This window comes from Streptosporangium nanhuense, from assembly GCF_059358815.1.
Genome location: NZ_JCADBG010000002.1, coordinates 574,382 through 599,946 on the forward strand (window position 1 = coordinate 574,382; position 25,565 = coordinate 599,946).

Annotated in this window: 24 protein-coding genes; 14 read left to right on the forward strand and 10 right to left on the reverse strand. The window is 70.9% G+C overall.

Annotated elements, in window-relative coordinates; all coding sequences use genetic code 11:
* Positions 1–41 precede the first annotated feature (41 nt).
* From AC5L38_RS07290 to AC5L38_RS07305, 4 genes are all read right to left on the reverse strand, one after another.
* Complete coding sequence (locus AC5L38_RS07290; protein ID WP_495241966.1) at positions 42–1,115, reverse strand: sigma-70 family RNA polymerase sigma factor; 1,074 nt, start codon at positions 1,113–1,115, stop codon at positions 42–44.
* A 303-nt stretch (positions 1,116–1,418) separates the two neighbouring features.
* Positions 1,419–2,189 (reverse strand): sporulation protein, encoded by a 771-nt coding sequence (locus AC5L38_RS07295; protein ID WP_495241967.1) that lies wholly within the window; start codon positions 2,187–2,189, stop codon positions 1,419–1,421.
* 32 nt (positions 2,190–2,221) lie between these two features.
* Positions 2,222–3,487: an SPFH domain-containing protein gene (locus tag AC5L38_RS07300; protein ID WP_495241968.1), complete on the reverse strand. Its 1,266-nt coding sequence runs from the start codon at positions 3,485–3,487 to the stop codon at positions 2,222–2,224.
* Positions 3,484–5,121 carry an SPFH domain-containing protein gene (locus tag AC5L38_RS07305; RefSeq protein ID WP_495241969.1) on the reverse strand — a complete coding sequence of 546 codons (1,638 nt, stop codon included), beginning with the start codon at positions 5,119–5,121 and terminating at the stop codon, positions 3,484–3,486. Before AC5L38_RS07305 ends, AC5L38_RS07300 begins: the two co-directional genes overlap by 4 nt.
* Before the next feature lie 247 nt (positions 5,122–5,368).
* On the opposite strand from AC5L38_RS07305, the gene uvrB reads away from it, so the two are divergent.
* Together uvrB and AC5L38_RS07315 are read left to right on the forward strand one after the other, a co-directional pair.
* Positions 5,369–7,480, forward strand: a complete 2,112-nt coding sequence (gene uvrB / locus AC5L38_RS07310; RefSeq protein ID WP_495241970.1) for an excinuclease ABC subunit UvrB — start codon at positions 5,369–5,371, stop codon at positions 7,478–7,480.
* Between the two features lie 162 nt (positions 7,481–7,642).
* Positions 7,643–8,389: a hypothetical protein gene (locus AC5L38_RS07315; RefSeq protein ID WP_495241971.1), complete on the forward strand. Its 747-nt coding sequence runs from the start codon at positions 7,643–7,645 to the stop codon at positions 8,387–8,389.
* On the opposite strand, the gene AC5L38_RS07320 is transcribed toward AC5L38_RS07315, so the two are convergent.
* The 4 genes from AC5L38_RS07320 to AC5L38_RS07335 all read right to left on the reverse strand — a co-directional run bounded on the left by AC5L38_RS07320 (position 8,376) and on the right by AC5L38_RS07335 (position 11,328).
* Positions 8,376–8,957, reverse strand: coding sequence for a Uma2 family endonuclease (locus AC5L38_RS07320; RefSeq protein ID WP_495241972.1), 582 nt, complete (start codon positions 8,955–8,957; stop codon positions 8,376–8,378). The two genes, AC5L38_RS07315 and AC5L38_RS07320, sit on opposite strands and share 14 nt — an antisense overlap.
* 173 nt (positions 8,958–9,130) lie before the next feature.
* Positions 9,131–9,745 carry a hypothetical protein gene (locus tag AC5L38_RS07325; RefSeq protein ID WP_495241973.1) on the reverse strand — a complete coding sequence of 205 codons (615 nt, stop codon included), beginning with the start codon at positions 9,743–9,745 and terminating at the stop codon, positions 9,131–9,133.
* A 220-nt stretch (positions 9,746–9,965) separates the two neighbouring features.
* On the reverse strand, positions 9,966–10,559 hold the full coding sequence (locus AC5L38_RS07330; RefSeq protein WP_495241974.1) for a DUF4126 domain-containing protein: 594 nt from the start codon (positions 10,557–10,559) through the stop codon (positions 9,966–9,968).
* 28 nt (positions 10,560–10,587) lie between these two features.
* Positions 10,588–11,328: an acyltransferase gene (locus AC5L38_RS07335; RefSeq protein WP_495241975.1), complete on the reverse strand. Its 741-nt coding sequence runs from the start codon at positions 11,326–11,328 to the stop codon at positions 10,588–10,590.
* Between the two features lie 156 nt (positions 11,329–11,484).
* Here AC5L38_RS07335 and pyrG point away from each other — a divergent pair, with 156 nt between their 5' ends.
* The 11 genes from pyrG to der all read left to right on the forward strand — a co-directional run bounded on the left by pyrG (position 11,485) and on the right by der (position 23,152).
* Positions 11,485–13,155: a CTP synthase gene (gene pyrG, locus AC5L38_RS07340; RefSeq protein ID WP_350967271.1), complete on the forward strand. Its 1,671-nt coding sequence runs from the start codon at positions 11,485–11,487 to the stop codon at positions 13,153–13,155.
* Between the two features lie 26 nt (positions 13,156–13,181).
* On the forward strand, positions 13,182–13,820 hold the full coding sequence (locus AC5L38_RS07345) for an NUDIX domain-containing protein (RefSeq protein ID WP_495241976.1): 639 nt from the start codon (positions 13,182–13,184) through the stop codon (positions 13,818–13,820).
* 12 nt (positions 13,821–13,832) lie between these two features.
* A complete protein-coding gene (locus tag AC5L38_RS07350) occupies positions 13,833–14,759 on the forward strand; it encodes a tyrosine recombinase (RefSeq protein WP_495242083.1) in 927 nt (308 codons plus the stop codon).
* 99 nt (positions 14,760–14,858) lie between these two features.
* A complete protein-coding gene (locus AC5L38_RS07355) occupies positions 14,859–15,806 on the forward strand; it encodes a ParA family protein (protein ID WP_329093373.1) in 948 nt (315 codons plus the stop codon).
* A 30-nt stretch (positions 15,807–15,836) separates the two neighbouring features.
* Positions 15,837–16,670, forward strand: a complete 834-nt coding sequence (locus AC5L38_RS07360; RefSeq protein ID WP_495241977.1) for a segregation and condensation protein A — start codon at positions 15,837–15,839, stop codon at positions 16,668–16,670.
* Entirely contained in the window at positions 16,663–17,400 is a 738-nt protein-coding gene (scpB, locus tag AC5L38_RS07365; RefSeq protein ID WP_495241978.1) for an SMC-Scp complex subunit ScpB, read from the forward strand. Before AC5L38_RS07360 ends, scpB begins: the two co-directional genes overlap by 8 nt.
* A complete protein-coding gene (locus tag AC5L38_RS07370) occupies positions 17,400–19,295 on the forward strand; it encodes a pseudouridine synthase (RefSeq protein ID WP_495241979.1) in 1,896 nt (631 codons plus the stop codon). The genes scpB and AC5L38_RS07370 overlap by 1 nt, the downstream gene beginning before the upstream one ends.
* Positions 19,296–19,371: 76 nt before the next feature.
* Positions 19,372–19,731, forward strand: a complete 360-nt coding sequence (gene aroH / locus AC5L38_RS07375) for a chorismate mutase (RefSeq protein WP_386153941.1) — start codon at positions 19,372–19,374, stop codon at positions 19,729–19,731.
* Positions 19,732–19,765: 34 nt separating this feature from the next.
* Positions 19,766–20,878, forward strand: a complete 1,113-nt coding sequence (locus AC5L38_RS07380) for a prephenate dehydrogenase (RefSeq protein ID WP_495241980.1) — start codon at positions 19,766–19,768, stop codon at positions 20,876–20,878.
* Positions 20,879–21,071: 193 nt separating this feature from the next.
* On the forward strand, positions 21,072–21,728 hold the full coding sequence (gene cmk / locus AC5L38_RS07385; protein WP_495241981.1) for a (d)CMP kinase: 657 nt from the start codon (positions 21,072–21,074) through the stop codon (positions 21,726–21,728).
* The gene (gene der / locus AC5L38_RS07390; protein WP_495241982.1) at positions 21,725–23,152 is read left to right on the forward strand and encodes a ribosome biogenesis GTPase Der; all 1,428 of its coding nucleotides are present in this window, start codon (positions 21,725–21,727) and stop codon (positions 23,150–23,152) included. The genes cmk and der overlap by 4 nt, the downstream gene beginning before the upstream one ends.
* A gap of 129 nt (positions 23,153–23,281) precedes the next feature.
* Here the strand turns inward: der and AC5L38_RS07395 are convergent, their stop codons facing one another.
* Together AC5L38_RS07395 and AC5L38_RS07400 are read right to left on the reverse strand one after the other, a co-directional pair.
* On the reverse strand, positions 23,282–23,932 hold the full coding sequence (locus AC5L38_RS07395; protein ID WP_495241983.1) for a response regulator: 651 nt from the start codon (positions 23,930–23,932) through the stop codon (positions 23,282–23,284).
* A 50-nt stretch (positions 23,933–23,982) separates the two neighbouring features.
* On the reverse strand, positions 23,983–24,984 hold the full coding sequence (locus AC5L38_RS07400; protein WP_495241984.1) for a HAMP domain-containing sensor histidine kinase: 1,002 nt from the start codon (positions 24,982–24,984) through the stop codon (positions 23,983–23,985).
* A 173-nt stretch (positions 24,985–25,157) separates the two neighbouring features.
* On the opposite strand from AC5L38_RS07400, the gene AC5L38_RS07405 reads away from it, so the two are divergent.
* Positions 25,158–25,511 (forward strand): hypothetical protein, encoded by a 354-nt coding sequence (locus tag AC5L38_RS07405; protein WP_495241985.1) that lies wholly within the window; start codon positions 25,158–25,160, stop codon positions 25,509–25,511.
* Positions 25,512–25,565 lie beyond the last annotated feature (54 nt).

Consider the following 25,565-nt stretch of genomic DNA (forward strand, 5'->3'; position numbering starts at 1 on the left):
TTCTGGTTGACCCGTTCTGAGACGGCGGATCGCGCGAAAACTCATCGGCCTTCAGGAGAGTCTTCAGGAGAACCTTCGGGGGACAACGTCATGGGCAGGGCGAACACCGGGAACAGGCTCAGATCGTGGAAGGCGGTCATCTCCGCGATCCGGTCGTCCTCGATCCGCAGCACGCCGATCCCGAAGGCGCGGTAGGCGGGCTCGCCGGGGCGCCGTACGTAGGTCGCCACGGCCGGCTGCCGGTTGGCGCGGGTGGGCAGCATCCGGAACCGCCCGACATGGTCGGGCGAGCCGGTGTCCCAGCTCTCCGCCAGCGCCGCCACGACCGCGTCGCGGCCCCGGAACCACATGGGCCACGGAGGCATCTCCGCCCGTACGTCCTCGGCCAGCAGGTCGGCGACCGCGGCGAGATCGGCGCGTTCCATCGCGTCCATGTAGCGCCGCAGCACCGCACGCTCCCGCTCGGTGGGCTCCGTCGGCGGCGCCCAGTCGAGGCGGTGTTCGGGCAGGTGCTCCCTCAGCGTCGTCCGGGCCCGCTGCAACGCGCTGTTCACCGACGCCACGCTGCCCTCCAGCAGCGCCGCGACCTGCTTGGCGGGCCAGCCGAGCACGTCGCGCAGGATCAGCGCCGCCCGCTGCCGGGCGGGCAGGTGCTGGAGCGCGGCCAGGAACGCCAGCTCGATCGTCTCCCTGGTGACGGCCACGGAGTCCGGCTCGGTCTCGCTCGGCGCGACCGGCTCCCACAGCCCGTCGGGGAACGGCTGCAGCCAGGCGATGTCACTGGGAGGTGGCAGCGCGGCACTCGGATCCCACGGTCCCGACAGGTGGCGGGGGAGCACCCGGCGCGCCCGGCCGTCGAGGACGTCGAGGCAGGCGTTCGTCGCGATCCGGTACAGCCAGGCCCGGAACGTCGAGCGCCCCTCGAAACCGCCGAGGTTCCGCCACGCGCGCAGGAACGTCTCCTGCGTCAGGTCCTCCGCCTCGTCGAACGAGCCCAGCATCCGGTAGCAGTGCACCCGCAGCTCACCGCGGTGACGCTCGACGAGCGCGGCGAACGCGGACTCGTCGCCCGCCCGCGCGGCGGCCACCGTCACGTCGCCGTCATCCGCGCCCACTCACAGCCCCCGCCCGTACCGCGGCCACCGGCCGCTCTTTGCCGGGAACCCTACGGCAGACAGGAAGGAGTCGCGGCCCGGCGGGTCGGCCGATCCGGCGTCCGGCCTTCGCGAGCACACGCGCGGGGCACGATCCGGTACGCGGGCGGTGGCCCCGACCCGTCCCCGGTGCTTCTCACGCGCCCTACGAACAGCGAAAGCCCTACGAACGGCGAAAGCCGTACGAACGGCGAGACGGGTGTGCCCCGGCGACCAGGGCACACCCGTCACTCGCGAGGAGGACTCACGAGGAGGCGAGGAAGGCTAGAACCAGCCGCGCTTCTGGGCCATCGACTGCAGGCCGCCGCGCAGCGACTGCTCCACCTGGCCCGGGTGGTCGTTGTAGTGGACGGTGAAGCGGCTGAAGGTGTCGTGGCTGGAGCCGAAGCTGCCACGCTTGTCGGCCTCCAGGATGATGTCCATGGACTGGGGGCCGGCGATGAAGGTGAGCTCCAGCTCGTTGAAGTGGCGACGGTAGTCGTGGCCCGCGTAGTACTCGATCTCCTGGAAGAACGGCATGCGCGAGCCGTGCAGGGTGCCCCGCTCCAGGTCGGCCTTCTTGAAGCGGAAGCCGAGGTTGTCCAGCGCGCCGAGGACGTGGTCCTGGGCGGGCAGCGGGTTGACGAACAGCGGGTCGAGGTCGCCCTTGTCGAGCGCGCCCGCCAGGGCGAGCTCGGTGGAGACGCCGAGCTGCATGCCGCGCAGCGGGTGGCCGCCGATGGCACTGATCGGGGTCTCCCAGGGGACCTGGATCTCGAAGGGGGCCGACTGCGGGGCGCCCGCGGCGAGGTGGAAGGAGCCGGTGATCTGCTGGCGCAGGAAGCTGTACGTCGACTTGTACTCGTTGTCGCCGCTCTCGACCTCGACGACGGCGGTGAAGTCGATGAAGATGCCCTCGACCTTGTAGTCGGAGCCGCCGCCGCGGAAGTTGACCTGCCCGCGCAGGACCTCGCCGGGCCGCACCTGCGAGTTCTGCAGCACGGTGTCGACCTCGACACCGGCGCCGAACGCGGCCATCAACTTACGGAACACCATCTAGGACTCCCAGGGGTTGGAGATTGTTCTCATCAGGGGTTCTGGTTCTGCGGCCTGACCTGGCCGTTGCCGCCGTCGCCGCCGCCGTCGTTCAGCCGGGGCAGGATCTGGGCCAGGAGCAGGGTGGACAGGGCGGAGGGGTCGCCGGAGGCGCCGGAGGTGCGGACGACGACGGGGCGCGGGGCGCTCTCGGCGAGCCTGGCGCCCACGTCGAGCCTGCGGCGGGCCAGCTCGTACTGGAGCACCGCGCGGTTGTCGCGGTAGGAGTCGGCCAGCCTGCGCAGCCCCTTCGCCTCGTTCTCGGCGGAGGTGAGCTCGGCCCGGCCCTTCGCCTCGATCTCCCAGCGCACCCGCTGCGCCTCGGTCTCGTGCTCCTCCAGCATGCGGGCGACGTCCTTACGGGCGGTGTTGGCGGCGGCTCTCACCTCGACGATACGCGCGTCCCGCGTCTTTTTGGAACGTTCGATCTCCATCAGCAGGGTGTCGATCCTGCGCTTGCGGGTGAGCTCCCACTCGCGCTCGAAGGCCGACAGCTCCTTGGCGACCTTCTCGCGGGTGGCCAGATGCTGCTGGTACTGGTCGGGCAGCTGCACGTCGGGGATGTTGGCGCCGGTGATGCGCACGCCGTACCGGCCGAGCTGGCGGGTGAGGAGCTCCTGCATGTCGCCGACGTCGGACCCGCGCAGGTCGTAGGCGCGCTCGGTGTTCACCAGGCGGCTGCGCTGGCGGATGGCGTCCTGTACGGCGCTGCTGAGCACCAGGTCGAAGTTACCGGCGCCGATCGTACGGACGAAGGCCACCGGGTCGACGATGCGGAACTTCAGGAAGAACTCGATGGACTTGAGCGGGACGTTCTCCGCCGTCGGGCAGGCCACGATCGGCGCGGAGTAGGGGATCTCGGTGGAGGTGTCGACCACCGCGTCGACCCGGTCCCAGGGCAGCCACAGGTAGTGGCGTCCGGGGGACAGCGTGCCGACGATGGCGCCCCACCGGCTGCGCACGCCCGTGGTGCCCTCCTCGATCTCGATGATCGCCCGGCGCCAGAGCCACACCAGCGCCGCGACCAGGGAGAACAGTGCTCCGACGGCGGCGAGGAAGGAGATCGCCCCGTCGGCGAACACCGCCGTGCCGGCCAGGTAGAGGGCGAGGAAGAGCAACGCCACCCAGGCGAAGCCGCGGCGGTCCTTGGGGATCACCACGGGGACGAGCTGGCCCGACTCGCCGCCGCGCAGCAGCTGGCGGATCTCCGACCAGGTGGCCAGGGATTCCTTGATCTTGGAGAACTCTCTGCCGCTCATCGGACCTCTTCCTGGGCGACCTGTCCCACGACGGGGGCGGGGGTGTCTGCGGGCGGGTTGAGCAGGGAGCCGATCTCCGCCCCGCGCTCCTCGACGCGGCCGCCGATCTCGTTCATCCGGGCCCTGATCGCGGCCATGTCCGCCTGGGAGAACAGCTGGGCCTCGGGGTTGCCGACCAGCTGCCTGGCCAGCGCGAGCAGGTCGATGTCGACGGCGTCGCCGACCTGCACCAGGCGCGGCAGGTGCGAGGCGACGGACTCCAGCTTGTCGAGCAGGTCCTGCTGGAAGCGGTAGTCGAGGATCTCCGGCGCCTCGGCGGCGCTCAGCGAGCGGATGTCGAGCGCCTGGGCCTCCAGCAGCGCCGCGTTGGCCTTGGCGACGGCCTCGGCCTCCACCAGCCGCTGGCCGCCCTGGGCCTTGGCCTGGTGGGAGGCGCGCTCCAGCGCGGTGTCGATCCTGGCCTGGTGCCCGGCGATCTCGGCGTGGATGGCCGACAGCTGCTCCTGCAGCCCGGCCAGCTCCTTGATCAGGTCGCCCTCGTTCTGCTCCTTGCGCAGCTGGAGCTCGTACTCGTAGGTGTACGCCTCCTTGGCGACCCTGATCATCTCGGGGGCGGCCAGGTCCATCCGGTACTCCTGGCTGGAGGGCTCGGCGTGCGTGATGTTGACGTCGGTGAGCCGCACGGCGGGCAGGAACTGCTGGTTGAGGTTGTCCAGCATGCCCATGGTGCTCTCGCCGACCAGGTCGTAGATCTCCTCGGCGCGCTGGGCGTAGATGAGGGAGCGGGTGACCTCGCTGATGGCGTTCTGCAGCTTGGCCTGGAAGCCGCCCACCGAGCCGAGCACGAAGATGAACTCGGCCGGGTCCTCGATCCGGAACTGCAGGAACAGGTCCACGCTGGCCTTGACGCCCTGCTGGGTGGGGGCCTCACGGATGGGGGCGTTGAAGGGGTACTCGCGGGTGGTGTTGACGATGTAGCTGACCCGCTTCCACGGGTTGAACAGCGTCACCCGGCCCGGCTCGGCGATCTGCACGAGCTTGCCGAACTTCGTGATCAGGGCCTTGCAGCCCTCGGGCACCATGACCACGCTCCTGCGCCACCACAGGAACGCCGCGGCCAGCACCAGCACGGCCCAGTAGTGCGGGCCGAACAGCACCCGGGCCCCCTCGGGCAGCCCGGTGGCGACGAGCCCGACCAGGCCGAGCCCGGCCAGCACGACCAGCGGGACGACCACCCTGGCGGTGGTGCCCTTGGGGATGACCACGGGGGAGATGACGTGGACCGGCTCGCCGTTCGGGCCCTTGCCGCTGAAGCTCCGGTTGACGATCTCCCCGGCCTCGTTGAGCGCGGCGCTGCGGGCCTCGATGACCGTGCCCAGGGACGAGCCCTGGTCGCGGGCGGCCACGAAGTCGGAGGGGTTGAGCGCGAAGCCCTTCTCACCGGCGGAGCCGCCGGTGTTCCCGGTGCTCCCCTGGCCCACGAACTGCTCGGCCACCTGGCCCGCGTACTGTCCCGCTGCCTGGCCGGCGTACTGGCCCACGGCCTGGCCGACCATCTGGCGCACGTCGCCGCCCTGTCCTATGGCCTGGGCTGCGGCCCTCGCGTACTGCGCGGCTTCTCTTGGCCGGGACATCACACCTCCGGGTCAGTGATAGATCGGAAGCCCGATATATCACGCTTTGTGATCATTGGCACGCGAGACAGTCAAGGGGATCCCGCTTGCGGATCGCTTGCCACGCGGTTGACGGCGGTCCGCCTGTACGCGGACCTGTGTGGTTGACGGCGGTCCGCCCGTACACGGACCGTGTGGTTGACGGCGGCCCGCGGGTGCGCGGACCTATGAAGAAGGATTGTCGGTCACGCCACCTACAGTGGGACAGGTGAGGCCGGTAACAGATTTGCAGCGCAAGGTGGCACCCTTCGAGGTCGTCACCGACATGACCCCATCGGGCGACCAGCCCGCCGCGATCGCCGAGCTCGAACGGCGCGTCAAGGCCGGTGACCGGGACAACGTCCTGCTGGGCGCCACGGGCACGGGCAAGACCGCCACGGTCGCCTGGCTGATCGAGCGACTCCAGCGGCCGACCCTGGTCATCCAGCCCAACAAGACGCTCGCCGCGCAGTTCGCCAACGAGCTGCGCGAGATGCTGCCCAACAACGCGGTCGAATACTTCGTCTCCTACTACGACTACTACCAGCCCGAGGCGTACGTCCCGCAGAGCGACACCTACATCGAGAAGGACTCCTCGATCAACGAGGAGGTCGAGCGGCTGCGCCACTCGGCGACCAACTCGCTGCTGACCCGCCGCGACACGATCGTGGTGGCCTCCGTGTCGTGCATCTACGGCCTGGGCACCCCGCAGGAGTACGTCGACCGCATGGTCAGGCTCAAGGTCGGCCAGGAGATCGACCGCGACACCCTGCTGCGCCGCCTGGTCGACATGCAGTACACCCGCAACGACATGGCCTTCACCCGGGGCACCTTCCGGGTGCGCGGCGACACCGTCGAGATCATCCCCAAGTACGAAGAGCTCGCGGTCCGGATCGAGATGTTCGGCGACGAGATCGAGAAGCTCGCGACCATGCACCCGCTCACCGGCGAGGTGATCACCGAGGACGAGGAGCTCTACATCTTCCCCGCCTCCCACTACGTCGCGGGCGCCGAGCGGATGGAGAGCGCCATCCGGGGCATCGAGGCCGAGCTGGCCGAGACCCTGGAGACCATGGAGCGCCAGGGCAAGCTCCTGGAGGCCCAGCGGCTGCGCATGCGCACCACCTACGACCTGGAGATGATGCGCCAGATCGGCACCTGCTCCGGCATCGAGAACTACTCGCGCCACATGGACGGCCGCACCCCGGGCAGCGCGCCCAACACCCTGCTCGACTACTTCCCCGAAGATTTCATGCTGGTCCTGGACGAGTCCCACCAGACCGTCCCGCAGATCGGCGCGATGTACGAGGGAGACGCCTCCCGCAAGCGCACACTCGTCGACCACGGCTTCCGCCTGCCGTCCGCGATGGACAACCGCCCGCTGAAGTGGGAGGAGTTCCTGGAGCGGATCGGCCAGACGGTTTACCTGTCGGCCACCCCCGGCTCCTACGAGCTGGGCCGCTCCAAGGGCGACGTGGTCGAGCAGGTCATCCGGCCGACCGGCCTGATCGACCCCGAGGTGATCGTCAAGCCGACCAAGTCGCAGATCGACGACCTGGTCCACGAGATCCGCACCCGCACCGAGAAGGACGAGCGGGTCCTGGTCACCACGCTGACCAAGAAGATGTCCGAGGACCTCACCGACTACCTGCTGGAGCTCGGCATCCGGGTCCGCTACCTGCACAGCGAGGTCGACACCCTGCGCCGCATCGAGCTGCTGCGCGAGCTGCGGATGGGCGAGTTCGACGTGCTGGTCGGCATCAACCTGCTCCGCGAGGGCCTCGACCTGCCCGAGGTGTCGCTGGTGGCCATCCTCGACGCCGACAAGGAGGGCTTCCTGCGTTCGGAGACCTCCCTGATCCAGACCATCGGCCGCGCGGCCAGAAACGTCTCCGGCCAGGTGCACATGTACGCCGACCGGGTCACCCCCTCCATGGAGCGGGCGATCGACGAGACCAACCGCCGCCGGGCCAAGCAGATCGCCTACAACGAGGCCAACGGCATCGACCCGCAGCCGCTCCGCAAGAAGATCGCCGACATCCTCGACTCGCTCAACCGCGAGGACGCCGACACCGCCCAGCTCCTCGGCGGCAGCGGCCGCCAGCAGTCGCGCGGCAAGGCACCGGTCCCCGGCTTCGCGATCAAGCAGGCGGGCCAGCACGCCAAGACGATCGCCGGAGAGATGCCCAGGGCCCAGCTGGAGGCGCTGATGGAGTCGCTCACCGAGCAGATGCACCAGGCCGCCGCCGACCTCCAGTTCGAGGTCGCCGCCCGGCTCCGCGACGAGATCAAGGAGCTCAAGCGGGAGGTGCGCGACATGCGCGAGGCCGGGGTCTCCTGACCCGGTCGCCCTCCGGGTGATCCGGCGCGCCGAGGAGACGGCCGGTCGCCGAAGACCACGGGAGGGCCGGGGCCATGCGGGGAGGTGAGGCATCGGGGAGGCGCGGCCGGGCTGGAGGAAAACGGCTCGTCCATCACGTGGGCGGCCGGATACGGTCGCCGTATGCGACGGTGTGCCGACTGCGGCTGCTGGGAGTACGGCGGGGCACCCGGCTGTGCCCGGTGCGCGGCACTGGTCGACCGGATCGTCGAGGACGGCTGGCGAAGGTTCCTGCGAGAGCGGTTCGGCACGGCCGGGCCGCCCGTCGAGCGTGGCGGGGCCGGGGTGTCCGCCGGGCTTGGCGAGGCCGGGCCGCCCGCCGGGTCCGGTGAGGTGAAGCCGTTCGCGGGGTCCGGTGCGGCTGGACCGGCCGCCGGGTCCGGCGAGGGCGGGCTGTCCGCCGAGGAGGAGTCGGCGATCGCCGAGATGGTCGCCGACGAGCCCGACCGGCACGACTGGCGGGTCGTCGACGGCGCCCTCGACCGGCTGGCCTGCCCCGGCTGCGGCGCCCGGCTGGGCAGGGGCTCTCGGGGCTGCCCGCCCTGCGACCTCGCCGACGGCTTCCGTTACTCGGCCGTCGAGACCGACCGCCCGGACGTCCCGCCCGGCAACGAGCACGCGATCAGGGTCGGCGTCTCGGTGATCCGCGCCGGGCACCGGCAGTCGCCACGGGCCCTGCTCGGCTGGCGCCTCGGCCTTCCCGCCCTGCTCGACGGCTTCCTGCCCACCACCGCCCAGGCCCAGGCCATGCGCGCCCGCATCAACGCCGGAGCCACCTACGACGACCTCGCGGGAATGTGGAACTCACCGGACGTCTCCGGGGCGGGAACCCGTGGGCTCGACCGCGCGGGAGATGTCAAGGACCGATGAACGTGCCGAGGTCGAGATCGATGTCGACCTCGAAGCCGACGTCCGCCTTCAACCGTCCCCGATGGATTCCCGTCGGGACGTACGCCTTGACGGCGGGTTCCAGCTCGAAGGTGTAGACGACGGGCCTGTCGTCCTCCTGCTCCACGCGCCAGAGGTGCCTGATTCCGGCGTCGGAGTATTTGATGGGCTTGGTGGTGCGGTCTCGCTCCAGTGACTCGGGGGAGACCACCTCGACCACCAGGTGCACGTCCTCGGGCTTGAACGAGGTCGTCTTCAGGCTCGTCAGCGCGGAGGCCGCCACCACCATGATGTCGGGCTCGGGCCGCTGTCTCATGCCCAGGGTCACGGTCATCTCCCGGACGACAGCAAGATTGTCGGGAGGTGTGAGCCTGCTTTCGAGAAGCCTGAGCATGAGCATGTGGAAAGCGGTCTGCGGAGACATCATGATGAGCGACCCGTCGATCAGTTCGACATGCCGGGGCGCGCCGGGGGGAAGATGATCGAGCATGTCGGCGGTCCACCCGCCGGTCGGCCCCGGGTAGAACCACTCGGGGAAAACGGCTGTCATCAGAGAACCTCCTTCGGCGACACCCGGAACATTACCTGACGGAGTCATCCTGACACTCACCGTGCACGGCTCGCGGGCCGTTCGGGATGCGGTGACCACAGCGGTGACCACAAAGGGCCGTCTGCGGGCTCCACCGGTAACCGGTCACGGCGGTGGCCGCCGTGAGCGGCCGGTCAGCGGGAGTCGTCGGGGTGGGTGCGGTTGATCATCGTGCGGTTGTAGAGCTCGTCGATCTGGTCCAGGGGGTCGGGGGCGCGGCGGCGGGCCTCGATCTCCAGGTCGGTGCGGCCCTGGATCTCGTCGATACTTCCCGCCGAGTGCGCCATCTGGTCGTTGCGCAGGTCGGCCCTGATCCTGGCGCAGGACGTGGTCAGCTTGGCGTGGTGCTCGCGCAGGCGGCCCAGCGCCGTGTGGTCGATGTAGGGCGAGACCCGGCGTTCCTGGGCGTAGTGGGCGAGCTGGGCGTCGAGCTGCTCGGCATGCACCGAGATCTCCGCCACGAGGTGGGGCAGGTCGCCCAGGCCCCAGCCGTCGCGCAGCGCGTGGTCGACGGCCTGGCGGGTCAGGGAGACCTCGCGCCGCAGGTCGAGGCGCATCCGCTCGGTCTCCGCGGCGTCGCCGGTGCCCATCGCCGCCACGTGGGTCGCGACCCTGGTGGAGACGGCCCTGGCCTTCTTCGTGGCCTTCTTGCCGACCTTGACCAGAAGGTAGATCCCGACTCCTCCCACGAGAAGGAAGAACAGCAGGATCACCAGCAGGACGATGAGGAAATCGCCGATCGGAGCCACCTCCCGGCAGGGGCTGGACAGGGTGTTTCGAGCATAGCCCGCGCCGCGCCCCCCGCGCGGGGGGCGAACCCCGCGGAGCCGGCCGGAGCGGGCGGGGGTGCCACCCGCCCGGCTGGGGGAGTGGCACCGGTCGTGGCGGGCGCCGCGGCGCGGACCACCGCACCGTGGCCCGGGAAACAGGGCGCGGCGTGCTTCGTGGCGCGGGTGCGCGGGGGCGGTCTCATCGCAGGCTCGGGACGGCCGGCCGGCGCCGTCGCCGTATCCTGCGGGTCGCCCACCAGGCGAACAGCGCCAGCCCCGCCACCACCACGACGACCAGGACCGGCATGAAGATCGCCACCAGGCTGATGCCCAGGGCCCCGGCGTCCTCGACCGTGCTGACCACGGGCGCTCCCACCCCGGCCGTGGTGGCGTTGACCACGGGCCTGGTGGTCGCCTTCATGGTGTGCACGGCCAGGGCGATCGCGATTCCCAGCACCCAGCTGAGCCAGGGGTTGTGGGTCATCCAGGTCGAGCCGTCCAGCCGGGCGGCGGCCTCGGTGGCGCTGAAGACCACGCCGCCGGAGGCCGGGCGGACGACGGTCTGGATCATGTCGTTGACGCTGTCGACCACCGGGACCTTGTCGAGCACGAACTCCGCCAGGAGCAGCACGCCGATGATCCCGAGCACCCAGCCGTTGGACAGCCAGGCGAACTCCTGCGGCAGCCGTACATGATCGGTGAAGTTGGCGAGCAGGCCGACCACCAGCAGCGGGATGTAGGCGTTGAGCCCGGCCGCGGTGGAGAGTCCAAGGCCCGTCAGTGCCGCGAGCATCGCACCTCCGTAGTGTCTCTCTCCTCCTTCAACGGTTCCCGGCCGTCGATCGATCCCGATCGGTGCCCTCTCGCGATATCACTCCGGTCTCGGTGCTCACGGCGTCCGCGGCCTCCCCGGTCCCCACGACCTCCATGTGGGGCGGCAGCCACCCCTGGCCCGGTACGTAGTGGCGCACCACCTTGGCGGGGATGCCCGCGATCACGCTGTGGTCGGGGAACTCCCCGCGTACCACCGCCCCGCCCGCCACCACGCACTGCCTGCCGATCCGGGTGCCCGGCAGGATGATCGCGCCGGTGCCCAGCCACGAGCCCGACCCGATGGACACCGGGTTGTTGCGCGGCCACTGGCGGCCGATCGGCGCCTCGGGGTCGTCGTAGACGTGGTTCTGGTCGGTGACGTAGACGTACGGGCCGGTGAAGACGTCGTCGCCGATGTCGATCGACTGGTGGCCCACGATGTGGCTGCCCCTGCCGATGGAGCAGCCCCTGCCGATCCGCACGATCGAGTCCGGGCCCAGGTCCACCCCGGGGCCCATGCCCGTGGAGATGGAGACCCGCTCGCCGATCAGGGTGTGGTCGCCGATCTCGATCCAGGCCTCGCCGAAGACGGCTCCGAGCGGGAACGACAGGCAGGCGCCCTCGCCGAGGCGCCGGAAGCGGTACCCGGCGGGGTTGGCGGGGGTGACGGCGCCGGCCTTGCGGACCGCTTCCCAGAGCCGGTGGACGAGGCTGCCCAGGGCACGCCGTACCACACCATGAAGTGACATAACGGATCAAATTACCGCTTGGTTGGGTTTGGGGAGAATGCGGGTGGGGGGTTGTTCGGGCACTTCGCCTGCACCGTTTGTTATTCTGAGAGCCCGTGGACCTGTAGGCCATTCATCAGGGTGCGCCGACGATCTGTAACGACCACGGGAGCCTTCTTGCGCAGCGCCGCACACACCAAGCATCTGTTCGTCACCGGCGGCGTCGCCTCCAGTCTTGGGAAGGGACTGACGGCCTCCAGCCTCGGGCGCCTTCTCAAGCTGCGCGGCCTGCGGGTCACCATGCAGAAACTCGACCCCTACCTCAACGTCGACCCCGGCACGATGAACCCGTTCCAGCACGGTGAGGTGTTCGTCACCGACGACGGCGCCGAGACCGACCTCGACGTCGGCCACTACGAGCGCTTCCTCGACACCGAGCTGCACGGCTCGGCGAACGTGACCACCGGCCAGGTCTACTCCAACGTCATCGCCAAGGAGCGCCGCGGCGAGTATCTCGGTGACACCGTGCAGGTCATCCCGCACATCACCAACGAGATCAAGGACCGCATCCGGTCGATGGCCGGCCCCGACGTGGACGTGGTCATCACCGAGGTCGGCGGCACCGTGGGCGACATCGAGTCGCTGCCCTTCCTGGAGGCCGTCCGCCAGGTCCGCCACGAGGTCGGCCGCGACAACGTGTTCTTCCTGCACGTCTCGCTGCTGCCGTACATCGGGCCGAGCGGCGAGCTGAAGACCAAGCCGACCCAGCACTCGGTCGCCGCGCTGCGCAGCATCGGCATCCAGCCCGACGCGATCGTGTGCCGCTCCGACCGGCCGATCACCAACTCGCTCAAGCGCAAGATCAGCCTGATGTGCGACGTGGACGAGGACGCGGTCGTCTCCGCCATCGACGCCGCCAGCATCTACGACATCCCCAAGGTCCTGCACTCCGAGGGCCTGGACGCCTACGTGGTGCGCCGCCTGGGCCTGCCGTTCAGGGACGTCGACTGGAAGGAGTGGGAGCAGCTCCTGCGCCGGGTGCACCGCCCGGCCAACGAGGTCACGATCGCGCTCGTCGGCAAGTACATCGACCTGCCCGACGCCTACCTGTCGGTCACCGAGGCGCTGCGCGCGGGCGGCTTCGCCAACGACGCCCGCGTCAACATCCGCTGGGTCAAGAGCGACGACTGCGAGACCCCCGAGGGCGCGGCCCGCGAGCTCGACGGCGTCGACGGGGTCCTGGTGCCCGGCGGCTTCGGCGTACGCGGCATCGAGGGCAAGGTCGGCGCGATCCGGCACGTCAGGGAGAACAAGATCCCGCTGCTCGGCATCTGCCTGGGCATGCAGTGCATGGTCATCGACGCCGCCCGCAACCTCGCCGACATCGAGGACGCCGGAAGCACCGAGTTCGACGCCGAGACCACCCACCCGGTCATCTCCACCATGGCCGACCAGGAGGACGTCGTCTCCGGCGAGCGCGACATGGGCGGCACCATGAGGCTGGGCCTCTACCCGGCCAGGCTCGGCGAGGGCACGCTCGCCCGCCAGCTGTACGGCATGGCGAAGGTGGACGAGCGCCACCGCCACCGCTACGAGGTCAACAACGCCTACCGCGAGCAGCTGGAGAAGGTCGGCATGGTCTTCTCCGGCCTCTCGCCCGACGGCCGCCTGGTGGAGTACGCCGAGCTGCCCGCCGACGTCCACCCCTTCTTCATCGGCACCCAGGCGCACCCGGAGTTCCGTTCTCGGCCGACCCGGGCGCACCCGCTGTTCAAGGGCCTGATCGGCGCCGCCCTGACGTACGCCGACATCCGCGGCACCGCCGCCAAGGCGGGGCGGGGAAAGTGAGCGGCGCGGGAGAAGGCCAGGACCCTGTGGAGGCCGTGGAGGTCACTGAGGTCACGGAGGTCGTGGACGTTCCGGAGGAGTGGAAGGTCGTCTCCTCCACCGAGCACTTCCGCGCCCGCGTCATCACCGGGGTCACCGACGCGGTCGTCATGCCGGACGCCGAGGTCGTCAACCGCGACTACGTGACCCATCCGGGCTCCGTGGCCGTCGTCGCCCTCGACGACAGCGAGCGGGTCCTGCTGATCCGCCAGTACCGCCACCCGGTACGGCGGCTGCTGTGGGAGCTGCCCGCCGGACTGCGCGACGTCGAGGGCGAGCCCCTGCAGGCCGGCGCGGCCCGCGAGCTCGCCGAGGAGGCGGGCTACCGGGCGGGCACCTGGCACACCCTGGTCGACGCCTTCACCTCGCCCGGGATGAGCGACGAGCGCACCCGCATCTTCCTCGCCAGGGACGTCAGTCCCATCCCCGAGGGGGAGCTGGACTTCGTCCACCGGCACGAGGAGGCCGACATGCCGGTGGTCTGGATTCCCCTGTCCGACGCGGTTCGGCGTGCCATGGCGGGAATGATCCACAATTCCCAAGCCGTGGCCGGTATTCTCGCCGCATACGCCGCTTCGGCGGACGGATTCGCCTCACTGCGGCCCGCCGACGCACCGGAGGCATGACAGGAGGACACCCTGAGCGAGACGGAGGCCGTCCTCTCCAGCTACCTCGCCCATCTGGCCGTGGAGCGGGGCCTGGCCGCCAACACCCTGGCCTCCTACCGCCGTGACCTCCTGCGGTACGTGGAGCATCTCAAGCAGCGCGGGCGCGTCACCTTCGGCGAGGTCGCCGAGGGTGACGTCACCGCCTTCGTGGCGGCGCTCAGGGAGGGCGGCGGGGGACACCAGGCCCTCGTCGCCGCCTCGGCGGCGCGGGCCGTCTCCGCGGTGCGCGGCCTGCACCGCTTCGCGCTGAGCCAGGGCGTCTGCCGTCACGACCCGGCCCACGAGGTACGCGCGCCGCGCCAGCTCAGGCGGCTTCCCAAGGCGATCAGCGTCCGCGACGTGGAGCGCCTGATCGCCGCCTCGGGCCCCGACGGGGCCCCGCTCACGCTGCGTAACCGGGCCCTGCTCGAACTGCTCTACGGCACCGGGGCGCGCATCTCCGAGGCGGTGGGGCTCACCGTCGACGACGTCGACCTGGGGGCCGACGCCCAGCGGGTGTGCCTGCGGGGCAAGGGCGGACGCACCCGGCTGGTGCCCCTGGGCGGCTTCGCGGGGGAGGCGCTGCGCGCCTACCTCACCTGCGCGCGCCCCCGCATCGCCTCGCACGGCCGGGGCACCTCGGGGCTCTTCCTCAACGCCAGGGGCGGGCGGCTCACCCGCCAGGGCGCCTGGGAGGTCCTTCAGGCCGCCGCCGAGCGCGGCGGGCTCGAAGGAGTGTCGCCACACATGTTGCGACATTCGTTCGCAACACACCTCCTTGACGGGGGTGTGGACGTTAGGGTGGTTCAGGAACTACTCGGCCACGCCTCGGTGACCACCACCCAGGTGTACACACAGGTCACGGTCGACAAGCTCCGCGAGGTCTATGCCGCCGCGCATCCGCGCACGCGGGATTGACCTTGCTTATGTCCGGGCGTGCCGCCTTGCCGCATACGTGTTGACGCCATAGTGTCCGTCCGGACGGTCCGGTTAGAGGCCGTCAGGGAGGTTCGACTGGTGACTGTGACCACCGACGGTTCTATCCGGGGAACGACCCCGGCAAACCCCGAGAATCCCTGGGGCGACACCAAGACCGCCGGGACCCCTCGCAGCGGGGGAGTCCTCGGCCCGACCGGGCGTCCCCGGCCGGTCTTCCCCGACCCGCCCCCCCGTACGGTGCACGGGCCGGCGAGGGTCGTCGCCATGGTCAACCAGAAGGGCGGCGTCGGCAAGACGACGACCACGATCAACCTGGGCGCCGCGCTCGCGGAGGCCGGGCTCAAGGTGCTGCTGGTCGACTTCGACCCGCAGGGCGCCCTCTCGGTCGGCCTCGGGATCAACCCCCTCCAGCTCGACCTGACGGTCTACAACCTCCTCATGGAGCGGCAGATCACCGCCAGGGACGTGCTGCTGGAGACCGGCGTCGAGGGCATGGACCTGCTGCCCAGCAACATCGACCTGTCGGCCGCGGAGGTCCAGCTCGTCACGGAGGTCGCCCGCGAGCAGGTGCTCGGCCGGGTCATCAAGCCCCTCCTGCCCGAGTACGACGTGTGCCTGATCGACTGCCAGCCCTCCCTGGGACTGCTCACGATCAACGCGCTGGCCTGCGCGCACGGCGTCATGGTGCCGCTGGAGTGCGAGTTCTTCGCGCTGCGCGGTGTCGCGCTGCTCATGGACACCATCATCAAGGTCCAGGAGCGCATCAACGACGAGCTGGTCATCGAGGGCCTGCTCGCCACCATGTACGACGCGCGCACCCTGCACGGCCGCGAGGTGCTGGCCCGGGTCGTCGAGGCGTTCGACGAGAAGGTCTACCACACGGTGATCAACCGGACGGTCCGCTTCCCCGACGCCACCGTGGCCGGTGAGCCCATCACCAGCTTCGACTCGTCGTCGCTCGGCGCCAGCGCGTACCGCGAGCTCGCCAGGGAAGTCCTGGCCAGGTGGGCCGCGCTGGAGCGGTGATCCCGCCCCCGGGTGCGGGACAATGGCGGGATGACCGAGCAGCCGAAGACCGACGATGACACCTTCAAGGTGCATCTGGAGGTCTTCGAGGGCCCTTTCGACCTCCTGCTCGGTCTGATCTCCAAGCACAAGCTGGACATCACCGAGGTCTCGCTCAGCCAGGTGACCGACGAGTTCATCTCCTACATCCGGGCCAGGGGCCCGGAGTGGGACCTGGACCAGACGAGCCACTTCCTGCTCGTCGCGGCGACCCTGCTCGACCTCAAGGCCGCCAGGCTGCTGCCCTCGGGCGAGGTCGACGACGAGGAGGACCTGGCCCTCCTGGAGGCCCGTGACCTGCTGTTCGCCCGCCTCCTGCAGTACCGGGCCTACAAGGAGGTCGTCAAGGTCTTCTCCGGCCGGATGGCCGAGGAGGCGCTGCGCTTCCCCCGTACGGTGCCGATGGAGGCCGAGTTCGCGAGCCTGCTGCCCGAGCTGATCCTCGGCATCGGCCCCGACCGCCTCGCGGAGATCGCCCAGCGGGCCTTCGCCCCCAAGACGCCCCCGTCGGTCTCGACGGCCCACATCTACCAACCGCTCGCCAATGTCCGCGAGCAGGCGGTTATCCTTGTCGAGCGGTTGCGGCGGATGCGCCGGGCGACTTTCCGGGCCCTCACCTCCGACTGCGCCGGCACCTTCGAGGTCGTGGCGCGTTTCCTGGCCGTCCTGGAGCTCTACCGGGAGGCGGCCGTGTCCTTCGAGCAGGTGGAGCCTCTCGGAGAGCTGCACGTGACCTGGACCGGCAGCGACGACGGCGACGTCGCCGTGGCCGACGACTACGACGAGACCCCGGACAGCCCGGAGAGAGAGCCCGCCGATGACTGACCTGGCACCCGAGCCCGGTCCGCGTACCGAGATCGGTCCGCGTACCTGGGCCGGACCGAGTGCCGAGCCGGACTCGCGTACCGCTCCCGGCCCGCATGCCGAGCCGGAGGCGCGTACCGAGCCCGGTCCGAGTGCCGAGCCTGGTCCGAGTGCCGAGCCGGAGGCGCCTGGCGAGACCGGAGCGCGTGCCGAGCCGGACCTGCGCGCCGGGCTGGAGGCCGTCCTGCTGGTGGTCGACGAGCCCGTCGCCGAGGTGACGCTCGCCCAGGTTCTGGACCGGCCCGTGCACGAGATCGGGCGGGCGATCCGCGAGCTTTCTGCGGAATACACCGCCGACGGACGGGGTTTTGACCTGAGAGAGGTCGCGGGCGGCTGGCGTTTCTACACGCGGGCCGAGTGCGCGCCACTCGTGGAGCGGTTCGTCCGCGACGGCCAGCAGACGCGCCTGACCCAGGCCGCGCTGGAAACCCTGGCCGTGGTCGCCTACCGGCAGCCGGTGAGCCGGGCCCGTGTGGCGGCCATCCGCGGTGTCAACAGCGACGGCGTCATGCGCACGCTGATGACGAGGGGGCTGGTCGAGGAGGCCGGCACCGAACCGGAGAGCCAAGCCGTGCTCTACCGGACGAGTTCGTATTTTCTCGAGCGGATGGGCCTGCGGGAGCTCGACGAGCTGCCCGAGCTGGCGCCCTTCCTGCCCGACGACATGGAATCCCTAGAGGAGCAGAAGTAGTGAACAACAGGCGCAGTACCCCGTCCGGTGATGGACGCGGTCAAGGCCGTGGCGGAGCCCCGCGCGGTGGCAATCCCCGTGGGGGCTCGCAGTCCGGCGGATTCCGCGGCGGCTCCTCCCGGGGCGGGTCCTCCTCCGGCGGGTCTCGCGGTGGCTCCCAGGGCGGCTACCGCTCCGACGGCCCGCGTCGCGACGACCGCGGTGGTTTCCGGGCGGAGCGGGACGGTTCGCGGAGTCAGTACGGGGGCGGCAGGCCTTCGGGCGGCTCGCAGGGCGGCTATCGTTCCGACGGTCCGCGTCGTGATGACCGTGACGGTTTCCGTTCCGACGGTCCGCGTCGCGACGATCGTGGCGGCTCGTCCTCCGGTGGTTCGCGGGGTGGTTTCCGTTCTGACGGTCCGCGTCGTGATGATCGCGGTGGTTTCCGGGCGGAGCGGGATGGTTCGCGGAGTCAGTACGGGGGCGGCAGGCCTTCGGGCGGCTCGCAGGGCGGTTTCCGTTCCGACGGTCCGCGTCGTGATGACCGTGACGGTTTCCGTTCCGACGGTCCGCGTCGCGACGATCGTGGCGGCTCGTCCTCCGGTGGTTCGCGGGGTGGTTTCCGTTCTGACGGTCCGCGTCGTGATGATCGCGGTGGTTTCCGGGCGGAGCGGGATGGTTCGCGGAGTCAGTACGGGGGCGGCAGGCCTTCGGGCGGCTCGCAGGGCGGTTTCCGTTCCGACGGTCCGCGTCGTGATGACCGTGACGGTTTCCGTTCCGACGGCCCGCGTCGCGATGACCGTGGCGGCTTCCGCTCTGACGGCCCGCGTCGCGACGATCGCGGCGGCTTCCGCGCCGACCGTGACGGCTCGCGTGGCAGGCCCGGCTCCGACCGTGGCAGGCCCGGCTCCGACCGCGGTCGCGGCGACGCGCCCGCCGGTGGTTCCCGTGGCCGCTTCGGCAGGACCGGGCGCCGGGACGACGTCCAGACCATCGGCGGCGGCCGCGCCGACGCGTACGGCGAGCGCCGGACCCCCGCTGACCGATCCGGCAACCGGGCCCCCGCGGCGAAGGCGCCGCTCAGGCCGGGCACGATCGCGAACGACCGGTTCAAGACCGCTCGCCAGCCCAAGCGCGACTCCGACTTCTACGACCGCGACTACGTCGACGAGCGCGACACCACCGAGGTTCCCGACGGCATCCGGCTGCAGAAGGTCCTCGCCCAGGCGGGCGTCGCCAGCCGCCGGGCCTGCGAGGACATGATCGGCGAGGGCCGGGTGACGGTCGACGGCCAGGTGGTCCGCCGCTTCGGCGCCCGGGTCGACCCCGCCAGGCAGGTCATCCACGTCGACGGCAAGCGCCTGCCGACCATGCCCGACCTGGTCTACCTCGCGATCAACAAGCCGATCGGCGTCGTCAGCACCATGTCCGACCCGGACGGCCGCCCCTCGCTGGCCGACTTCGTGGCCGACCGCACCGAGCGGCTGTTCCACGTGGGCCGCCTCGACACCGAGACCGAGGGCCTGATCCTGCTCACCAACGACGGCGAGCTGGCCAACAGGCTCACCCACCCGAGCTACGGCGTCCAGAAGAAGTACTGGGCGAAGGTTCCCGGCCGGATCGAGCGCGACCTCGGCCGCCGCCTGAAGAAGGGCGTCGAGCTGGAGGACGGTCTCGCCAAGGCCGACTCCTTCGCCCTGGTCCAGGAGCACGGCCAGCAGGCCCTGATCGAGATCGTGCTGCACGAGGGGCGCAAGCACATCGTGCGCCGCATGCTGGAGGAGGTCGGGCACCCGGTCATCGACCTGGCCCGCATCGAGTTCGGTCCGGTCAAGCTCGGCCGCCTCAAGCCGGGCACCGTACGCGCGCTGACCCTTACGGAAGTCGGGGAGCTCTACGCCGCCGTCGGGTTGTAGCCTTCCCTGAAACACGTGTTAGGACGCGCCGGATCGTCCTCGGACGATCCGGCGCGGAGGGACTGGAGGAACGACGATGGTGCGGGCGATCCGCGGTGCGACCCAGGTCGAGTCCAACGACCGGGACGCCATCCTGTCCGGGGTCACCGAACTGGTCACGGAGGTGATGGGGCGCAACAGGCTCACCACCGACGACGTGATCAGCGTGATCTTCACGGCCACGCCCGATCTCACCGCGGAGTTCCCCGCCCTGGCCGCCCGGAAGCTCGGCTTCCACGACGTTCCGCTGATCTGCGCCTCCGAGATCGACGTCCCCGGCGCGCTGCCCCGCGTGGTGCGGCTGATGGCCCACGTCGAGGTCGACCGGCCCCGCCAGGACATCCAGCACGTCTACCTGCGTGGCGCGGTCGCCCTTCGCGTGGACATCGCCCAGTGAGCCCCGAAGGCCCCACGGGCCCCGTGAGCCACTTATGCGGCACCACCTCGGAGGGGCGCGCGTGAGCGGCCTCGAGAGCGTCCTGGTCGTCGGCACGGGACTGATCGGCACCTCGATCGCGCTGGCCCTGCGCGAGCAGGGCGTGGCCGTCCACCTGGCCGACCGCGACGCGGGATCCCTGCGGCTGGCTCGGGAGCTGGGCGCCGGCGTCGAGTGGGCCGAGGGCGTGGTCGTGGACGTCGCGGTCATCGCGGTTCCGCCGCAGGTGGTCGCCGGGCGGCTCGCCGCCCTCCAGAAGGCCGGTGCGGCCCGTTTCTACACCGACGTGGCCAGTGTCAAGGCGCTCCCGCTCCGGGAGGCCGCGAGCCTCGGCTGCGACCTGACGACCTACGTCGCGGGGCACCCGCTCGCCGGACGCGAGCGCTCCGGGCCCGCCGCGGCGCGGGCCGACCTGTTCCTCGGGCGCCCGTGGGCGTTGTGCCCGACCCCGGAGACCTCACCGGACGCCCTGGAGGCCCTGTACGGGCTCGTCAAGCTCTGCGGCGGCGAGGCGGTCAGGATCGGTGCCGAGGAGCACGACAGGGCCGTGGCGGTCGTCTCGCACGCCCCCCACGTGACCGCCTCCGCGGTGGCCGCCCGCCTCGCGGAGGCCCCGGCCACCGCGCTGGGCCTGGCCGGGCCGGGGGTGCGCGACGTCACCCGCATCGCGGCGAGCGACCCGAGGCTCTGGACCGGGATCCTGTCGGGCAACGCGCTTCCGGTGGCCGAGGTGCTGGAGGCGGTGGCGGCCGACCTGGCCGCCGCGGCGGCCTCGCTTCGCACCTCGGCGGCCTCCGCCGATTCCGGCGAGGCCATGGACCGCGTCACCGAGCTGCTGCACCGGGGCGTCGCCGGTACGGGCAGGATCCCCGGCAAGCACGGTGGTCCCGCGCGCACCTACGCGGCCGTCCAGGTCATCGTCGGCGACCGGCCCGGCGAGCTGGCCCGGCTGTTCCAGGCGGCCAAGGAGGCGGGCGTCAACATCGAGGACGTCCGGCTGGAGCACGCCCCCGGCCTGCCACTGGGCGCCGCCGAGCTCTGGGTGCGCCCGGAGGCGGTGGCGGCGCTGTCCGAGGCCCTGCGGGAGAACGGCTGGCACCTGCCCTGACCCCTTCCGCCTGATCTCCGGTCGTCTCCTCGCGGGGCCCGGTGCCGCGACGCCGGGTTCGTGGGGCCGCCAGGCCTCGTACGCCCGGCGGGGTCGTGGCAGGGCGCCCGCCTTCTCGCTCGATGCGTGGTTCCTTCCCGGCTCCCGGTAGCCTCGTACGGACAACTGAAGCGGGCTGCAAGGGAGAGGCGTCGTGACCGGACTGGTCGTCGCCATGGACGGTCCTTCGGGATCGGGTAAGTCGAGCGCGTCACGAGGGGTGGCGCGAGCCTTGGGGCTGCGTTACCTCGATACCGGCGCGATGTACCGGGCGATCACCTGGTGGATGCTCCAGAAGGGCGTCGATCTCGCCGATCCCGAGGCGATCGCCGCCAGGGCGCTCGACCCGGTCCTCACGCTGGGCACCGACCCGGACCTCGCGGTGGTGGCGGTCGACGGCGTCGACGCCGTCGCGCCGATCCGCACCGCCGAGGTCACCGCGGCCGTCTCGGCGGTCAGCGCGGTGCCCGAGGTACGCCATCGCCTGGTGGCCGAGCAGCGAGAGATCATCGGTTCGGGCGGCATCGTCGTCGAGGGCCGTGACATCGGCACGGTGGTGGCGCCCGGCGCCGCGGTCAAGATCTACCTGACCGCGAGCGCGGACGCCAGGGCGCTGCGCCGCACGGCGGAGCTCACCGGCACCACGGTGGCGGCGCAGCGGGCCGCGATGGCCCGCCGCGACACCCTCGACTCGACCAGGAAGGCGGACCCGCTGGCCAAGGCGGCCGACGCCGTCGAGCTCGACACCACGGAGCTGAACCTCGAAGAGGTCATCGGCGAAATACTGCGTGTGATTAAGGAAAAGGCGTGACCGGGGTATACGAAGACGACAACGGCTGGATCGACGCGGAGCTCGCCGATTCAGGGACCGACGACAGCTCGCAGCGGGATGTGGGGCCCGACACCGCCCCGCAGCCGGTAGTGGCCGTGGTGGGCCGCCCCAACGTGGGCAAGTCCACCCTGGTCAACCGGATCATCGGCCGCCGGGAGGCGGTCGTGGAGGACGTGCCGGGGGTGACCCGCGACCGGGTCACCTACGACGCCACCTGGCGGGGGCGCCGGTTCACGGTGGTCGACACCGGAGGCTGGGACCCCGACGCGACCGGCATGGCGCTGAAGATCGCCGAGCAGGCCCAGGTCGCGGCCGAGCTGGCCGACGTGATCCTGTTCGTGGTCGACGCCGTCGTGGGCGTGACCGACGCGGACGAGATCGTCGGCCACGTGCTGCGCGGGTCCGGCAAGCCGGTCATCCTCGCCGCCAACAAGGTCGACAACCAGCAGATGGAGCTGGAGGCCGCCGGGCTGTGGGCCCTCGGCCTGGGCGAGCCGCAGCCGGTCTCGGCCCTGCACGGCCGCTCCAGCGGCGACCTGCTGGACGTGATCCTCGAGAAGCTGCCGGAGACGCCCGAGCAGCGCTTCGGCCCCGAGCGCGGCCCGCGCAGGGTCGCCCTGGTCGGCAAGCCCAACGTGGGCAAGTCCTCGCTGCTGAACAAGCTGGCCGGCTCCGAGCGCGTGCTGGTCGACCCGATGGCGGGCACCACCCGCGACCCGGTGGACGAGCTGGTCGAGCTCGGCGGCAAGACCTGGCGCTTCGTCGACACCGCGGGGATCAGGCGGCGTGACCGCGAGCTCAAGGGCGCCGACTTCTACGCGAGCATGCGCACCCGGGGGGCGCTGGAGCGCTCGGAGATCGCGGTGGTCCTCATCGACGCCAGCGACGTGCTGACCGAGCAGGACCTGCGGATCATCTCCCTGGTGATCGAGTCCGGCCGGTGCATGGTCGTGGCGTTCAACAAGTGGGACCTGCTCGACGAGGACCGCCGTTACTACCTGGAGAAGGAGATCGACCGCCAGCTCGTCCGCGTGCCGTGGGCGCTGCGGATCAACATCTCCGCGAAGAACGGCTGGCACGTCGACCGGATCGTCCCGGCGATCGAGAAGGCGCTCGACTCCTGGTCGACCCGGGTGCCCACCGCCCGGCTCAACGCCTTCCTGACCGACCTGGTCGCGGCCACCCCGCCGCCGGTCCGCAGCGGCAAGCAGCCCAAGATCCTCTTCGCCACGCAGGCGTCGACGGAGCCGCCGAAGTTCGTGCTGTTCACCTCGGGCTTCCTGGAGGAGACCTACCGCCGCTTCATCGAGCGCCGGATCCGCGAGGAGTTCGGTTTCGCCGGGTCGCCCATCGAGGTCACCATGAAGATCCGCGAGAAGCGCCAGGGACAGAAGAAGAAGTAGGAGCCCGCCCGGCGGAGGCCTCGTCCCGGGCGGGGGTTCCTTCCCGGACGGGAGTCGTGTTCGGGCGAGGGTTCCGAACGGCCCGGCCCGTGCCGGGCCGTTCGCGTGTCGCCGCGGGGACCGGCTCTGTCAGGGTTCGATCAGGCCCGCCCGGATGGCGTACCGGGTGAGGTCGAGCCGGTCGCGCATGCCGAGTTTCTGCAGGATGTTGGCGCGATGCCGGTCGACGGTCTTCGCGCTGATGAACAGGATCTCGGCGATCCGCTTGGCGGAGTTGCCCTCGGCGATCAGCTTGACGATCTCCTCCTCGCGCGGGGTCAGGATGCTCTCCGGCATGCTCTGTCCCAGCTTGTCGCGCTGCAGGTAGTGCCGGATCAGGGCGGTGACGGCACCCGGATACAGGAACGGCTCGCCGCGCATCGCCGCTCTGCACGCCTCCAGCAGGTCGCGGTCGGCCACGGACTTCAGCACGTAGCCGGAGGCTCCGGCCTTGAGCGCCTCGAAGAAGTACTGCTCGTTGTCGTACATCGACAGGATCAGCAGCCGGATGCCGGGTGCGCGCCGGGAGATCTCGCGGGCCGCCTGCAGGCCGGTCATGCGGGGCATCGCGATGTCCAGGATCGCCAGGTCGACCGCCTCGGGAGTGGCCGCCTCCACCGCCTCGGCACCGTTGGCGGCCTCGGCCACCACCGTGAGATCGGGTTCGGCGTCCAGGATCAGCCGTAACCCGCGACGGACCAGGGCGTGGTCGTCGGCCAGCAGGATCCTGGTGGGACTCACGGGGTTCACGGGGCTCACAGGGCTCACAGGGTTCACGGGGCCGTCGGGATTCACAGGGCTCTCCGCTCTGTGTCGGGCGGTACGGTGAGGCGGACGTCGGTGCCGCCGCCGGGCGGAGAGGTCACGGTCAGGCGGGCGCCGATCAGCAGGGCGCGCTCCCGCATCCCGCGGATCCCGGCACCCTCCTGGCGTACGCCACCGCGGCCGTCGTCGGTGATGCGCAACTCCAGGCCGCCGGGCCCGGAGGTCAGCGAGAGCTCGACGCGAGAGGCCCCGGCGTGCCTGGCCGCGTTGGTCAGGCCCTCCTGGGCGATGCGGTAGAGGACCAGCTCGACCTCCTCGCTCAGCGAGGGCAGGTCGGCCTCGACCCTGCGGGTCACGGGAACGCCGCTGCCCTGGGAGAAGTCACTGCTCAGCGCGCTGAGGGCGCTGTGCAGGCCTAGGTCCTCCAGCACGCCGGGCCGCAGGCGGCGGGCGACCTGCCCCACCTCGTCCAGGCTCGCGCGGACGCTCTCCTGCACCCCGTGCAGTTCCTCGCGCAGGTCGTGGGGCGCGCGGTCGGCGGCGTGCTTGAGGCTCAGCAGGACCACGGTGAGGCTCTGGCCGATCTCGTCGTGCAGCTCGCGGGCGATGCGGCGCCGCTCGCCCTCCTGGGCCGCGAGGGCGTGGGCGCTGCTGGCGCTGCGTTCGGCCTCCAGCCGGTCCAGCATCGCGTTGAAGGTGTCGATGAGATGGGCCAGGTCGCGGTTGCCGCCGCTGGGCAGCCGGTCGTGGGGGTGCAGCAGGTCCACGCGCTGCATCAGGGTGGTGAGCGCGTCGAGCGGGGCCAGGCTGGTGCGCAGGAGGATGGCGTTGGCCGCCAGCATCAGCGCCAGGCCGATCGTCAGCACCGGGATCTCGGCCAGCAGCACCGGCGAGGACACGGTGGCGGGGGAGAGGGCGAGCAGCAGCGTACCGACCGCGAAGACCAGCCCGTTGATCGCGAACAGCCGCCTGAACAGGATCCGCCCCGGACTGCGCGTTCCTGCTCCCCGATCGGTGCGTTCGCTCATCTGACCAGCTTCCCCGCTGCGGGAGGGGCCTGTCCATGCGGGGTGTCTCCCATTCCCGCGCGCCGCTCCTACATGTTCCACCCCTGCTCAGATGGGTGTCGGCCCCGATGGCGGCGGAGCGGCGACACCGGTGGGATGGAGGAGCGACGAACACCGGCGGAGGGGAGAGGGCGATGGGTACGAGCGATGTCGGCATTCTCTGGCTGGACGCCGTCACTCGTGACGGCGTCACGATCACGGTCAACGCGGCCGCCAGGGCCTTCGTCGTCGACCCCGTGGCCTGTGCCGCCTACGCCGCCTGTCCGGGCTCGCCGGGCGACGCCAAACTGGCCGCCACCGAGGCGGAGATCCGGCGCTACGTCGGGGAACGCGACCTGTCCCGGCTGGCCGAACGGGTCCACCTCCCCCGCCGGGCGGGCGGCGGGAACCGCCACTGGGGCGTCGAGGTGGCGCTGGTGGCGATCACTCGTGTCGAGGTGCGGCGCCGGGAGGACCTCATCCGCTGGGCGGAACGGCTCGCGTCGTGACGGCGACCCCCAGCGTCGTGACGGCGGCTCCGGGGTGTTGGCGGAGGTCAAGTG